Origin of the sequence: Pseudacidovorax sp., from assembly GCF_017991995.1 — a bacterium.
Lineage (GTDB): Bacteria > Pseudomonadota > Gammaproteobacteria > Burkholderiales > Burkholderiaceae_C > Xenophilus.
This window is the reverse complement of sequence record NZ_JAGOPN010000012.1, coordinates 194,534-207,187: the sequence shown is the minus strand read 5'-3', so window position 1 is coordinate 207,187 and position 12,654 is coordinate 194,534. Positions and strand designations below refer to the sequence as shown.

Genomic DNA, 12,654 nt, shown 5'->3' with positions numbered 1-12,654 from the left:
ATCCAGGAGGTCCACGAAACAGGCTGACAACTACACTTATCCACAGCCGACCATCTCAACGTCGGCTTCCACCCCTGGCTCAATATTCGGTCGGCCCGGTGGCTCACTTTTGCATCGGCGCCCACAGCGTGCTACATCCAAAAGACTCCGCGGGGCTTCGCAAGTCCCGCGTCAATGCTTCCTTTACCAGTCGCGCCGTAGACTGGGATAAGGAGCCCTGCGACCGATAGGGAGCACAAGGTGTGCGTGGTAGTACCACGCCCACCTTGCCAGGGGGACCGTCCCGTCCCCCGTGGACCCCCTCGGGGCAACCCTTCGCCGCTGGCTCCCGGGTTGGCAACGTCATCGCCGTTGCATCGCGACCAGAGGAGCTTTCGCGCTCCTCGTGGACACCATCGAGCAAAGGGCACTTCGTAGCCCCTTGCAACCCTTGACCAGGTGGCCTTCGTGCCCCTGGACCCAGACCGGGGTTTCGTCCCCGGCGACGACCAAAGTGAGATGTCGGCTCTCCCTTTGGAAACCCATCGACCCTTCGGCGCAGGGGACGCATTGCGCTTCGCGGTCATGCCGCGCGGGGAACGCGCGAGGAAGGGAGGCGTGCCGACCGCCTACGGTGCTGGCATGGCTCGGAAGAAGCGCGCACCACCAATCTCCTATCGTCCGCCCGCCAAGTTGCGCGACGAGTTCGCTGCGCGCGTCCGCAACTCCGGCCTTTCCGTGAACGGCTTCATCACGCGCGCTGTCTTTGCAGGAGAAGCTCCGCGCGCACGGCCTCAGCCCCGGCTTGATCGCGCAACCGCGGCAACGCTGCTGGCGCAAGCTGCTGTCATCGCCGACAGGCTGGCGGTCATGCCGGACGGCACACCGGAGTGCGAAGAAGCTTTGCGCCTCTGCCGTGATGAGCTGCTATTGATCCGCACCTTCCTCATGCAGCTTACCGGGAGGGAGCCGTGATTTCCTTTGCCTCGCAGCGCGGCGGCGGGCAGGACCTCGCCACCCACCTGATGAACGCCTACGACAACGAGGTGACGGAACTCCCCCACCTGCGCGGAGCCATTGCTCCTGATTTGCACGGCGCATTCAAGGAATGGCAGGTGCAGGCGGAAGACCTGACGCGCTGCGAAAAGTACCTCTACAGCCTTTCGATCAACCCCGACCCTCGGCAGGGACCGCTCACGCGCGATCAGTACATGGACTACATCGCGCGGACGGAAGAAGCCCTTGGCCTGACCAACCAGCCCCGCGGGATCGTCTTCCACCAGAAGTACGGACGCGAGCACTGCCATGTCGTCTGGTCACGCATCGACGCGATGAACGGCAAGGCCGTGCACCTGGCGTTCGACCACGAGAAGCTCATGCGCGTCACGCGGGCCTTTGCCCGCGATCACGGCCTGCGGCTTCCGCCGGGCTACGAGAGGTCGGCGGAGAAGGGGCAGGAGAGCCTCTATGACCGTGAGAAGAAGCGGCAGACCGGGCTGTCCAAAGAAGACCACATGCGTGCGGTGACGCAGGCGTGGCAGCAGAGCGATTCGGCACGTGCCTTCGTGCGGGCTTTGAGCGCACAGGGCTACCTGCTGGCCACTGGCAATCGCCCCTACGTGCTCGTCGATCTCTACGGAGGCACCCATGCGCTTGCCCGCCTCATCGACGACAAGGCGGTCAAGACCGCAGACCTGCGCGCCTTTTTGGCCAAGGACTTTCCGCCCGAAAGCCTGCCGAGCGTCGAGGAGGCCATTTCCCTTGTCGAGCGGCATCGGGTGTCCCTCGACAAAGAGACTTCAGAGGAAGAGCGCGCGAGCGCGCTTGCGAGCTTGCGGCACGCGCATCAGGGACGGCGCACGGCACTGGCGCAGGAGCGCCAGGCGCTCGAAGCACGGCAGCAGACGACTTTCGCGGCACTGGAAACGCAGCAGCGCGCCGCGCGGGACGCCCTGCGGCACCGCTACCTCGAACAGCGAAAGGGCATCGAGCGCGAGCGCCGCGAGAACCGCCCGACAGGGCTTGCAGCCTTCCTCGGTCGTATCACCGGCATTGAGGCCTTACGCGCCCTGCTGCATAAGCGTCAGGACGCACAGCGCCTCAAAGCCAACGGCGCGCAGCTCCTGGCGATGAAAGTGGCGCAGACGCGCGAGCGCATTGATCAGGCGCGGGAGCACCAGGCCGAAGCTTTGGAACAAGCACGCCGCGAGAAGGCGCTCACACGCATCGAGCGGCGCGAGATCGTCGCCCTGCTGCGGGATATTCGCGCCCGCCAGCGCATTCTCGTGCGCGGGGACAACGACGGCCTGATGCCTTCGCTGGAAGGGGTCGTGCGGAGAGACAAGCGTGCCAAGACGCGCGCGCCGAGCCTGGCCCCGACGCAGCGCTCAGGAGATGCCCGGAACGCCTTTGAGGATGCGGTGACACGGGGACCCGGCGATCCCCCGAATTTGCTTGCCGCCTTCGCGCGCGCGACCCGGCAGCGGCGCGAACGCGACAGGGCTGACGACAAAGCACCTGTCCTTGATCGCATGGCGCGGCCCGCAAGGGATCGCGCGCCCACAAATCCCTCCCCGGAGCGCAGCCCCGAGCCGGGCGCAGAGCGTGATTGAACAAGACCCTGAACTGCCTTCCTCAACCGGGCACATCGCCCTTACCCACGAAAGGAGTCTTTGCTATGGAGAACCAGACCAACAGGCCGAGCCAGGCGGCGAACACGCCCGCGCTTGAGCGGCGCATCGCCGACCTACGGCACGAGCTTTCATTGCTGGAGGCGGAGCAACGCGCTCAGGAGCGTCAGCACCGCGCCGATGTCTTGCGGGCCATGAAAGAGTTGCTGCTTCAGCATGGCTTCAAGCCCGCCGAGTTGATCGGTGCGCGCCCGGCCAAGAGCACAGGGAGGGGCGGAGGCGGACATACGCAGGTTGCGCCGCTCTACCGTGACCCCGCTACTGGGGCCACATGGTCCGGCCGTGGCACTGAACCGGCCTGGATCAAGGGGCGCGACCGGCAGGCGTTCAAGGTCGCCGGTTGAGCAGCCAGGAGGGGCACGCGGTCGCCCGCCGCGACCGGCCCCTCACGGCGTCTGACGGAAGCCCGGATAGACGAACGCGGCGGCTATTCGCTCGCAGTCACGCGCGGTCACCCCGGCACCGCGTGCCGTCGCGTACCAGGTCGCGCGTATTTGCTCTTCCATCGCTGCCACCATGCCTTCGGCTTGCGGCTTTTCGAGCAGGAATCGCGCCGATTGCGAAAGCAGGTTTCCAGCGCTCGCGAACCGTCCCGCATCGCCGCACACCATCGCCAGATCGCGTCGCTCCTGACTGACCGGCGTGGCCGGGGTCAAGTCGTAGGCGGGGGAAAGCTGCCAGTCTTGCTCACGTGCGATCACGGCATGGTTGCGCGGATGATCGTCGATGTTGGAGATCAGCGCATTGAAGCACATGCGGCGGAACAGCTCGGCTGTATTCCGCTCGGGGTCGGCACAGGCCCGGCGCAGCTCTTCGGCCAGCAGCACATACGACCACTTGTCACGCGACTGGTAGGTGTCTTCGGCACGCAGCAGCGTGAGGGCGCTCACCATGCGGGCCCGGCGATAGCCCCCAGACGACTTCTCGCGATCAAAGCGCTTCACGAGCAGCACATCGCGTCCACCAACCTCGACGACACGGCTTTCTGCGGTGGCAATGCCGCATGATCGCGCCAACAGAAGCATGGCGTGCTCGACACGGGCATTGCTCCATGGATCGTCCGGGCGGTTGAACTTCGCTACCCATAGAGCGTCGCCGTCCTCAACGACGGCTTTCGGTCGCGCGCCGCCCATCGAGGTGCCGAGCATCAGCAGCCTCTGGACCTGATCATGATCAGCAGCACTGGCACCAGCAGCAGCGCCGTCGTCGTCAGCGACGATGGCGTCCGCGGCAGCCTGGAGTTTGGCCAGATCGAGCGTCTGGTTGAAGGTGCGCTTGGGAGCGGGTGGCGTCTGGTTCAGACCGAAGCCCAGCGCACCCGCGCGGTCGTCCGGGGAGAAGAGGAGATAGGCCATTTCCCCGGGCTGTGCGTTGCCCAGATGGCGCTGGATGACAAGGCGACCCCAGTAGTCGGGGCTGGCGTCACGCAACGCGCCAAAGATGCCGCCGAGCGCGACGGTGTTGTAGGTACGCTGCGCGAGCTTCAGCTCGACGGGATCGAGGGCGACCGCGTTGGGGCGCTCCAGGTAGCTACGCCCATAGACGAAGCGGCCTTCAGCGATGCCGCGACGGTCCGCAGCGAGGACAAAGCGCCCCGCCGTGACGGCTTCCGTCTCGCCCGGCAGCGTGATGTAGACGAAGCATTCCGAAGGGGCTTCAGAAGTCATTGTTCAACTCCCCCTTCGGGCGCGCGCGGCCCCGCTCGCGTGCCAGCGCGAGCGTTTGTCCCTCTTCGTCGCGCTCCGGGGCTGCCACGTCTGCTACTTGGTCGAGGAGGTCGAGCGCCCACAGCATGGCGGCGTATACGGCGATGCCCGTCGAAGGCTTGCCGTGCTCCGCATCGGCGACGGCGCGTGCACCGGTGCCGATCTTTTCCGCCATGTCCGTGATCGTCAGGTTCCGCCGCAGCCGGGCCGTGCGCAGATTCGTCCCCAGCCGCTTGAGCGTTTGCTCAACCGGGTAGGGAGGGGCAGTCAGTAGTTTGTTCCGGGCGGTCATGTCCTCACCTTGGCGTGTGCGGCTTCTTCTTCTAGAAGTACCATGCCGCGCGCCGACGGGTCAAGAAAAATGCTCTCAAGGGCAGATTATCATATTCTGTTGGCTCTTAAGAGCAGATATATGCTCGGTGTGCTAAACTTCCCCCGGCGCTTCTGGGTTGGGCGCTGGCATAGATGCCGATTTGTGCACGCGAATGGGTACGTCAAGGACTGTGTACATAGGCGTGTACATAACGGGGCTGTGAACGATGGCGAACGAGAATTTCCTCAATGAAGTCAAGCGCAGACGCACGTTTGCCATCATTTCCCACCCCGACGCGGGCAAGACCACGCTGACGGAAAAGCTGCTGCTGTTCTCGGGCGCGATCCAGATCGCTGGCGCCGTCAAGGGCCGCAAGGCCAGCCGCCACGCCACCTCGGACTGGATGGAGATCGAGAAGCAGCGCGGCATCTCGGTGGCCAGCTCGGTGATGCAGATGAGCTACCGCGAGCACGTGGTCAACCTGCTCGACACGCCCGGCCACAAGGACTTCTCCGAAGACACCTACCGCGTGCTCACCGCCGTGGACTCGGCCCTGATGGTCATCGACGCCGCCAACGGCGTGGAATCGCAGACCCGCCGGCTGATCGAGGTCTGCCGCCAGCGCGACACGCCCATCATCACGTTCGTGAACAAGATGGACCGCGAGGTGCGCGAGCCCCTGGACATCCTCGACGAGGTGGAGCGCGAGCTGGGCATGCCCTGCGTGCCCATGACCTGGCCCGTGGGCCAGGGCAAGAGCTTCGGCGGCATCATCAACCTGCGCACGCAGGCCATGACCGTGTTCGAGTCCGGCAGCGAGCGCCGCCCGCAGGACTTCGAGACCATCCCGCTGCGCGACACCGACAAGCTGCGCGCCCGCTTCGGCGCCGAGTTCGACAGCGCCCTGGAGAGCATGGAACTGGCCACCGGCGCCTCGCCCGAGTGGGACCACGAGGCCTTTCTCGCCGGCAAGCAGACGCCCGTGTTCTTCGGCTCCGGCGTCAACAACTTCGGTGTGATGGAGGTCCTGGACGCGCTGGTGGACCTGGCGCCCGCGCCGCGCCCGCGCACCAGCACCACGCTGGTCAACCGCCAGCCGGTGGTCAAGGAGATCCAGCCCGAGGACAAGGACTTCGCTGGCGTGGTCTTCAAGGTGCAGGCCAACATGGACGCCAACCACCGCGACCGCATCGCCTTCGTGCGCATCGCCTCCGGCAAGTACCAGCCGGGCATGAAGCTGCGCGTGCAGCGCACCGCCAAGGAGCTGCGGCCCACCAGCGTCGTGACCTTCATGAGCCAGCGCCGGGAGGCGGTGGAAGAGGCCTATGCCGGCGACATCGTGGGCTTCACCACCCATGGCGGCGTGCAGCTGGGCGACACCCTCACCGACGGCGCCAGCCTGCAGTTCACCGGCCTGCCCTTCTTCGCGCCCGAAATGTTCATGACCGTGGTGCTCAAGAACCCGCTGCGCACCAAGCAGCTGCAGCAGGGCCTGATGCAGCTGGGCGAGGAGGGCGCCATCCAGGTCTTCAAGCCCGAGGCCGGCGGCAACATGCTGCTGGGCGCCGTGGGCCAGCTGCAGTTCGAAGTGGTGCAGCACCGCCTGAACACCGAGTACGACTGCGACATCCGCCTCGAAGGCTGCCAGTACACCGGCGCGCGCTGGATCACGGCCGACACGCCAGCCGAGCTGCGCGAGTTCGAGAACGCCTACCCCATGCGCATGGCACGCGACGCGGCCGACACGCTGGCCTTCCTCTGCACCAGCCCCTACGACGTGCGACTGGCGCAGGAGCGCTTTCCCAAGATCCACTTTCATCCCCTGCGCGAGCACGCCGGCCTGGCGCTGCAGACGGCCGGCTGATGGGGCACGAGACGATGCGGCCGTTGGCCGACTGGCCCGAAGCCGCCCGCCGCGGTCTGGTGGGCGTGTTCACCGACATCGACGACACGCTGACCACCGACGGCGCCATCACGCCCGATGCCCTGGATGCGCTGGCTGCACTGCAGGCCGCCGGCCTGCAGGTGGTGGCCATCACCGGCCGGCCCGTGGGCTGGAGCGAGCCCTTCGCGGCCCGCTGGCCGCTCGACGCCATCGTGGCGGAGAACGGCGCCGTGGCGCTGGTGCCCGAAGGCACCTGGCAGCCGGGCTGTGTGCGCATGCTGCACAAGCGCTACCAGCAGGACGCCGCCACCCGCGCCGCCAACTTCGCGCGCATGCAGGCCGTGCTGGCGCACATCGAGGCCAGCATCCCGGGCGCGCGCCGCGCCACCGACAGCGCGGGCCGCGAATGCGACATCGCCATCGACCACAGCGAGTTCACGCAGCTGTCCGAGGCGCAGATCGACAAGGTGGTGATGGCCATGCGGCACGAGGGCATGCACGCCACCGTGAGCAGCATCCACATCAACGGCTGGTACGGCGAGCACAACAAGCTGTCGGGAGCGCGCTGGATCGTGCGCGAACTCTGGGGCCGCGACTTGGGCGCCGAGATGGAGCGCTGGGCTTACGTGGGCGATTCGACCAACGATGCGCTGATGTTCCAGGCCTTCGACCACAGCATCGGCGTGGCCAACGTGGCGCGCTTCGTGCCGCATCTGTCGCACCTGCCGCACTACGTGGCCGAGGGCGAGCGCGGCGCCGGCTTCGCGCAGGCGGCGCGCGACGCGCTGGTGGCCCGGCGCTGATCGGATCAGCCGGCCGGCCAGGCCGACGCGGGCATCGCCGGCGTCTCGTCCAACGTAGGAGACACCGTTGTGCCGAAGCCGGCCGCCGCGAGCGAGCCGACGGCCAGTTCGCCGCCCACGATCCGAAGCCGCGGGCCGGCGGGCGTGGCCTGGTACAGGTCGGGGTGTGCAGCGAGGAAGGCCTGCGCCTCGGCCACCGGCCGGCCCTGGAACCCGTCCACGAAGTGGTGCGCATTGCGCTCCACGTCGCCGATGCCCAGCCAGGCGACCAGGGCCAGGTCCTGCTGCAAGGCCAGCCCCGGCAGTGTGGTGAGGTCTTCCGCCGACATGAAGCAGGGGTCGGCCGGGCTCGCCGCGTTCCACAGCAGGCAGCGCGCCCGGTTCAGGATGGACTTGTAGAAGCCCTTGCAGGCCTTGGTCGAGACGCCGCGGTAGCCCAGTTGACGGGCGCGCACGAAGGCGTCCAGTTCGCCGTCCGACTCGTCGATGAGCAGCGGCTGCAGGCCCTGCAGGTCCGGCAGCGGCGCGGTAAGCGCACGGCCGCGGGCGATGGGTTGCTCGATGAAGCGCACGGCGGCGCACAGCGACACCAGCGCGGGATCGGCGCGCATCTGGCGCCACAGCGCGAGCACGGCCGCGGCGTCCTCGAACTGCTCGTTGCCGTCCAGCGTCACGGCCCAGCCGGGCGGCTGGGTGTCGAGCAGCGCCGCGATGCGGCCCAGGCGTGGGAGGTCGGCCCCGGGCTGGCCGGAGAGCTTGATCTTGAAGTGCCGGTTGCCGTAGGCGGCGATCACCTCTTCCAGCGTCTGCGGCAGGCCGTCGTGCACCTGGGCGCCGGCGGCCACGTCCGCGGCGGTGATCGGGTCGAGCAGGCCCACCGTGTGGCGAGCGGCCAGGCGCCGCAGCGGTTGCTGCCCCGCCAGGAAGGCGGGCAGGTCCAGTCGCGCCAGGTCGGGCGCCACGGAGGCGGCCTCGATGCCGGGCAGGTTGGCGTGCAGCGCCTGCCAGAGCCCGACGCCTTCCAGCCGGCACAGCGCGTCGAGCACCGCCCGGTCGAGCAGGGCCGGCCCATAGCTGGCCACCAGCGGATTGAGCCCCCGGCGTGCCCCGGCCTGCTGCAAGGGGCCGTGGTGCTGCGCGAACAGGGCGAAGGCGCTCAGCGGCGGCGCGGCCAGGTAGGCCTCGCGCGCCTGCTGCAGCGAGGCGCGCAGCTGGTGCTGGTTGTCCTCGTCCGACAGGCGTGCATCCTTGTCGAACCACTTGGCGGCCAGGGCGTCGGCCGCGAAGCCTTCGCCTTCCCGGCCGTCCGGTAGCCGGATGCGCAGCCGCACGATGGCCTGCTGGCCGCCCGTGACCGTGATGGCCCCGAAGCGAAAGGGCAGGCGCATGCGGTAGGTGGACTCGAACAGGTCCACCGCCGTGACGCGAAGGCGCGGCGCGTCCATTGGATGCGCCGCCTACCAGTGCGGCCCGTCGCGGCATTCGTCGCCGCGGCCGGCGCTGCCGGACAGCTCGGTGTAGATGCGGAAGGCCAGTTGCCCCAGCTCGGGCGTGGCCCGCGTCCGGGCGGTGCGTGGGCGGGCGATGGACACGTCGTGGATCTCCGCCACGCGGCCCGGGCGCGGCGACATCACCACCACCCGGTCGGCCAGGAACACGGCCTCGGGAATGGAGTGCGTCACGAAGACGATGGTCTTGCGCGCGGCGCGGGGCTGGTCCTGGCCCCAGATGCGCAGCAGTTCCAGGTTCATGTCGTCGCGCGTCATGGCGTCGAGCGCGCCGAAGGGCTCGTCCATCAGCAGGATGGGTGGGTCCAGGATGAGTGCGCGGCACATCGCAGCGCGCTGCTGCATGCCGCCGGAGAGTTCGCCGGGCCGCTTGCCGGCAAAGTCGCCGAGCCCCACCAGCCGCAGCAGTTCATGCGCGCGCTCGCGGTAGCGGGCACGGTCCAGGCCGGCGAGCTCCACCGGCAGCAGCACGTTGTCCAGCACGCTGCGCCACTTCAGCAGCAGCGCCGCCTGGAAGACCATGCCCACCTGTGGAATGGGCTTGTCCACCGGCACGCCCTGCACGCGCACCTGCCCGCTGGTCACCGGCCGCAGCCCGGCCATGGCGCGCATGAGCGTGGACTTGCCGCAGCCGCTCGGCCCGACCAGCGCGACGAACTCGCCCTCGTGGATGGACAGCGAGATGTCGCGCAGCGCCTCCACCGGGCCGCTTTCAGCGGGGTAGACCATGCCGGCATGGTCGACCTCGATCAGCGGCCGCGCCGTCCCGGGGCCGGGCGGCGGGGAAGCGGTGGAGGCCATGCCGATGCCGCCTTCGTGACGCGCGCTCACTTCGCGGCCAGCGGCAGTGCCACCTTGGCCAGCAGGCCCTTGGTGTAGACGGCCTGGCAGTCCACCTTGCGGGGCAGCCCCATGTAGGTGTTGACGATGTCGACCGACGCGCACATCTTCTTGTCGTCGATGGCGCCCAGGCCGTTGTCGGCGAAATTGCGGGTGCGCATCAGATCGAAGCCGAGCAGCATGTTGGCGCGGATCACGTTCACGTCGATCTCCGGCACCCGCTTCTTGTAGATGGCCAGGGCCTCCTCCGGGTTGCTCATGACGTCGCGCCAGCCCTGGTACGAGGCCTCAAGAAAGGCCCGCAGCTGCTGGGGCCGCTCGGCGATGGTCTTGTCGCTGGCCATGAGCGACATGGCATACAGGTCGAAGCCATGGTCCGCCCAGGCCATGCGCACCACCTTTCCCTCGCCCATCGCCTTGTCGTAGAAGGGCTGGCCCGTCGTGTAGTCGGCCACCCCATCCATGCGCTTCTCGGCGATGGACGCCACCTTGGCCGTGGGCTCGATGTTGACCCAGGTGACTTTCTGCGGGTCGATCCTGTTCAGCCGCGCGAAGGCCGGAAAGGCCAGCCGCTGGCTGTCGCCGGCCGGCGCACCCACGGTCTTGCCCTCGAGGTCGGTGGGCTTCACCAGCGGTGCGTCGCTGCGGCTGAAGAAGGTCATGGGCGTCTTGTCGAAGACGATGCCCACGATCTTGACCCGCGCGCCGCGCGAGACGGCCGAGATGATCGGCACGGCATCGGCCAGGCCGGCGTCGGCGCGGCCGGTGTCCACCTTGGCGATGGCGTCGCCCGAGCCCTTGGAGGCCTCGATGCTCACATCCAGGCCGCGCTGGGCGTAGTAGCCCTTGTCCAGCGCCACCCAGTAGGCCGCGTGGTCGCCCACGGCGAACCAGTTGAGCGCCAGCGTGAACTTCTCCTTGGGCTGGGCGAGGGCCGGGCCGTGGGCCGACAGCAGCGCGAGGCCGGCCACGGTGGCCTGCAGGGCGGCGGAACGAAGAGGCATGGCAGCTTCCTTTCTGGGGAGGGAGGACGAAGCGGTGAAGGAGGATTCGGGAATGGGCGGCGCCTCAGCCGGCGCGGTCCTCGGCCCAGGGCGCGAGCAGGCGCGACAGGCCGGCCACCAGGCCGTACAGCAGCAGGCCCAGCAGGGAGATCCACACCAGCGCGGCGAAGGCGGCCGGCGTGTTCATGCTGCTCTGCGTGGTGATGATCACGTAGCCCAGGCCCTTCTGCGAGGCGACGAACTCGCCCACGATGGCGCCCACCACGGCCGAGGTGGCGGTGACCTTCAGCGCGCTCAGGATGTAGGGATAGGCATTGGGAATGCGGATCTTGAGGAAGACCTTCCACTTGGGCGCGCTGAACACGCGGCCCAGGTCCACCAGGTCCTGGTCGATCTGCGTGAGGCCGACAGCGGTGTTGATGACCACCGGGAAGAACCCGATGAGCGCGCCGATCAGCATGTTGGGGAGGATGCCGTAGCCCAGCCACATCAGGAACAGCGGCGCGATCGCCACCTTGGGCAGGGTGTTGACGAAGACCAGGAAGGGCGTGAGGGCCCGCGAGAGCCCGGGCGACCACGCGATGGCCATGCCCAGCAGCACGCCGGAAGCGCCGGCCAGCACGAAGGCGCCGAGGATCTCCACCGCGGTGATCCAGGCATGCTGCAGCCACGGGATCTCCTGACTCACCATGGCCTGCAGCACGGCCCCCGGGCTGGGCAGCAGGTACTCGCGGATGTCGAAGACCGACACCGCCAGCTGCCACAGGAGCACGAAGCCGACGAAGATGCCCACGGCCGGCAGGTAGTGGGCGAGGGCCTGGCGCAGACGGTGCATGCGGCGTTCCTGGAGTGGGGTTTCAGCGGAGCCAGCGGTCGCGGTTCGCGGCCACGAATTCGTCGTCGGACAGGTCGGCGTGCTCGCGGCACACGCGATCCAGCGCGTCAGCCTGGCCGGGGCTCAGACCCTCCTGCGGATCGAGGCACCAGATGCCTTCGAGCAGGCCCTGGCGGCGCAGGATCTCATGGCAGCCGGCGATGCAGCCGCGGAAGTCGTTGGCGACGTCGAAGAAGGCGCTGTTGCAGTCGGTGACGCGGCTGTCCAGTGCCAGCAGCTCGGCCGGCACGGCGCCGGCCGCGACCGTGGCCTGGCAGCGTTGCAGCAGTTGCACGGCCTTCTGCGTCCAGACCGACCAGTGCCCCAGCAGCCCGCCGCGAAAGCGCACTGTGACCGGTGCGCCGTCGCGCATCACGGTGAACGGCGTGAGCAGGTCCAGCACGATGTGGTCGTCATTGCCGGTGTAGAGCGTCACCCGTTCCTCGGCCCGTGCCGCCACCAGGCCGCGCACCACGTCCAGGGTGCGGTAGCGGTGGAAGGGCGCCACCTTGATGGCGACCACCTGCTCGATGGCCGCGAAGCGGGCCCAGAAGCCTGCGCTGAGCACTCGGCCGCCGACCGCCGGCTGCAGGTAGAAGCCCACCAGCGGCAGCTCGGCCGCCACGGCCTGGCAGTGGGCGATGAGTTCGTCCTCGCTGCGGTCGCTCAGGGCGGCCAGGCTCAGCAGGCCGGCGTGGTAGCCCAGGTCGCGCGCCAGCCGGGCCTCGGCCAGGGCCTGGGCGGTCGGGCCGCACAGCCCGGCGACGAGCGCGAGTTCCCGCTGCGAGCCCATCCAGTCGCGGGCCGTCTCGGCCGCCAGCCTCAGCACCGGCGCGTACAGCCCCCGCTCGCGGATGGCGAACTGCGTGGTGTGCACGCCCACGGCGAGGCCGCCGGCGCCGGCGTCGAGGTAGTAGCGGGTGAGGGCGCGCTGGCGGCGCTCGTCCAGCTGTCGCTGCGCATCCAGGGCGAGCGGGTGGGCAGGAATGGCCAGGCCGCGCTGCAGCAGCTGGCGGGCATGGGTCACGGCGTCGTCGGCAAGAGGCATGGGG

At 68.5% G+C, this 12,654-nt stretch carries 12 protein-coding genes; 5 read left to right on the top strand and 7 right to left on the bottom strand.

All coding sequences use genetic code 11. The annotated features are described in order from the left end of the window. Positions 1-597: 597 nt before the first annotated feature. The 3 genes from KBC94_RS17545 to KBC94_RS17535 all read left to right on the top strand — a co-directional run bounded on the left by KBC94_RS17545 (position 598) and on the right by KBC94_RS17535 (position 3,013). The gene (locus tag KBC94_RS17545) at positions 598-954 is read left to right on the top strand and encodes a hypothetical protein (RefSeq protein WP_294372910.1); all 357 of its coding nucleotides are present in this window, start codon (positions 598-600) and stop codon (positions 952-954) included. Beyond that, positions 951-2,591 carry a relaxase/mobilization nuclease domain-containing protein gene (locus KBC94_RS17540; protein WP_294372908.1) on the top strand — a complete coding sequence of 547 codons (1,641 nt, stop codon included), beginning with the start codon at positions 951-953 and terminating at the stop codon, positions 2,589-2,591. Before KBC94_RS17545 ends, KBC94_RS17540 begins: the two co-directional genes overlap by 4 nt. Before the next feature lie 65 nt (positions 2,592-2,656). Further along, on the top strand, positions 2,657-3,013 hold the full coding sequence (locus tag KBC94_RS17535; protein WP_294372906.1) for an H-NS histone family protein: 357 nt from the start codon (positions 2,657-2,659) through the stop codon (positions 3,011-3,013). Positions 3,014-3,055: 42 nt separating this feature from the next. Here the strand turns inward: KBC94_RS17535 and KBC94_RS17530 are convergent, their stop codons facing one another. After that, a complete protein-coding gene (locus KBC94_RS17530) occupies positions 3,056-4,336 on the bottom strand; it encodes a type II toxin-antitoxin system HipA family toxin (RefSeq protein ID WP_294372904.1) in 1,281 nt (426 codons plus the stop codon). Then, entirely contained in the window at positions 4,326-4,667 is a 342-nt protein-coding gene (locus KBC94_RS17525) for a helix-turn-helix transcriptional regulator (protein ID WP_294372902.1), read from the bottom strand. The genes KBC94_RS17530 and KBC94_RS17525 overlap by 11 nt, the downstream gene beginning before the upstream one ends. Before the next feature lie 247 nt (positions 4,668-4,914). Here KBC94_RS17525 and KBC94_RS17520 point away from each other — a divergent pair, with 247 nt between their 5' ends. Beyond that, the gene (locus KBC94_RS17520; RefSeq protein WP_294372900.1) at positions 4,915-6,552 is read left to right on the top strand and encodes a peptide chain release factor 3; all 1,638 of its coding nucleotides are present in this window, start codon (positions 4,915-4,917) and stop codon (positions 6,550-6,552) included. Between the two features lie 14 nt (positions 6,553-6,566). Then, positions 6,567-7,376, top strand: coding sequence for an HAD-IIB family hydrolase (locus tag KBC94_RS17515; protein WP_294372931.1), 810 nt, complete (start codon positions 6,567-6,569; stop codon positions 7,374-7,376). Between the two features lie 5 nt (positions 7,377-7,381). Here KBC94_RS17515 and KBC94_RS17510 read toward each other — a convergent pair whose 3' ends face one another. From KBC94_RS17510 to KBC94_RS17490, 5 genes are all read right to left on the bottom strand, one after another. Continuing rightward, positions 7,382-8,821, bottom strand: coding sequence for a mandelate racemase (locus KBC94_RS17510; RefSeq protein ID WP_294372898.1), 1,440 nt, complete (start codon positions 8,819-8,821; stop codon positions 7,382-7,384). Between the two features lie 12 nt (positions 8,822-8,833). Continuing rightward, positions 8,834-9,685, bottom strand: coding sequence for an ABC transporter ATP-binding protein (locus KBC94_RS17505; RefSeq protein ID WP_294372896.1), 852 nt, complete (start codon positions 9,683-9,685; stop codon positions 8,834-8,836). Positions 9,686-9,711: 26 nt separating this feature from the next. Further along, a complete protein-coding gene (locus KBC94_RS17500; protein WP_294372894.1) occupies positions 9,712-10,728 on the bottom strand; it encodes an ABC transporter substrate-binding protein in 1,017 nt (338 codons plus the stop codon). 64 nt (positions 10,729-10,792) lie between these two features. Beyond that, positions 10,793-11,563: an ABC transporter permease gene (locus KBC94_RS17495; RefSeq protein ID WP_114802329.1), complete on the bottom strand. Its 771-nt coding sequence runs from the start codon at positions 11,561-11,563 to the stop codon at positions 10,793-10,795. A gap of 22 nt (positions 11,564-11,585) precedes the next feature. Then, a complete protein-coding gene (locus KBC94_RS17490; RefSeq protein ID WP_294372891.1) occupies positions 11,586-12,650 on the bottom strand; it encodes a dihydrodipicolinate synthase family protein in 1,065 nt (354 codons plus the stop codon). Positions 12,651-12,654 lie beyond the last annotated feature (4 nt).

Bases quoted from the DNA above. Each gene is read 5' to 3' on its own strand.
- KBC94_RS17495 (WP_114802329.1), bottom strand. From the start codon at position 11,563: ATGCACCGTCTGCGCCAGGCCCTCGCCCACTACCTGCCGGCCGTGGGC.
- KBC94_RS17530 (WP_294372904.1), bottom strand. From the start codon at position 4,336: ATGACTTCTGAAGCCCCTTCGGAATGCTTCGTCTACATCACGCTGCCG.
- KBC94_RS17490 (WP_294372891.1), bottom strand. From the start codon at position 12,650: ATGCCTCTTGCCGACGACGCCGTGACCCATGCCCGCCAGCTGCTGCAG.
- KBC94_RS17520 (WP_294372900.1), top strand. From the start codon at position 4,915: ATGGCGAACGAGAATTTCCTCAATGAAGTCAAGCGCAGACGCACGTTT.
- KBC94_RS17505 (WP_294372896.1), bottom strand. From the start codon at position 9,685: ATGGCCTCCACCGCTTCCCCGCCGCCCGGCCCCGGGACGGCGCGGCCG.
- KBC94_RS17535 (WP_294372906.1), top strand. From the start codon at position 2,657: ATGGAGAACCAGACCAACAGGCCGAGCCAGGCGGCGAACACGCCCGCG.
- KBC94_RS17515 (WP_294372931.1), top strand. From the start codon at position 6,567: ATGCGGCCGTTGGCCGACTGGCCCGAAGCCGCCCGCCGCGGTCTGGTG.
- KBC94_RS17525 (WP_294372902.1), bottom strand. From the start codon at position 4,667: ATGACCGCCCGGAACAAACTACTGACTGCCCCTCCCTACCCGGTTGAG.
- KBC94_RS17510 (WP_294372898.1), bottom strand. From the start codon at position 8,821: ATGGACGCGCCGCGCCTTCGCGTCACGGCGGTGGACCTGTTCGAGTCC.
- KBC94_RS17500 (WP_294372894.1), bottom strand. From the start codon at position 10,728: ATGCCTCTTCGTTCCGCCGCCCTGCAGGCCACCGTGGCCGGCCTCGCG.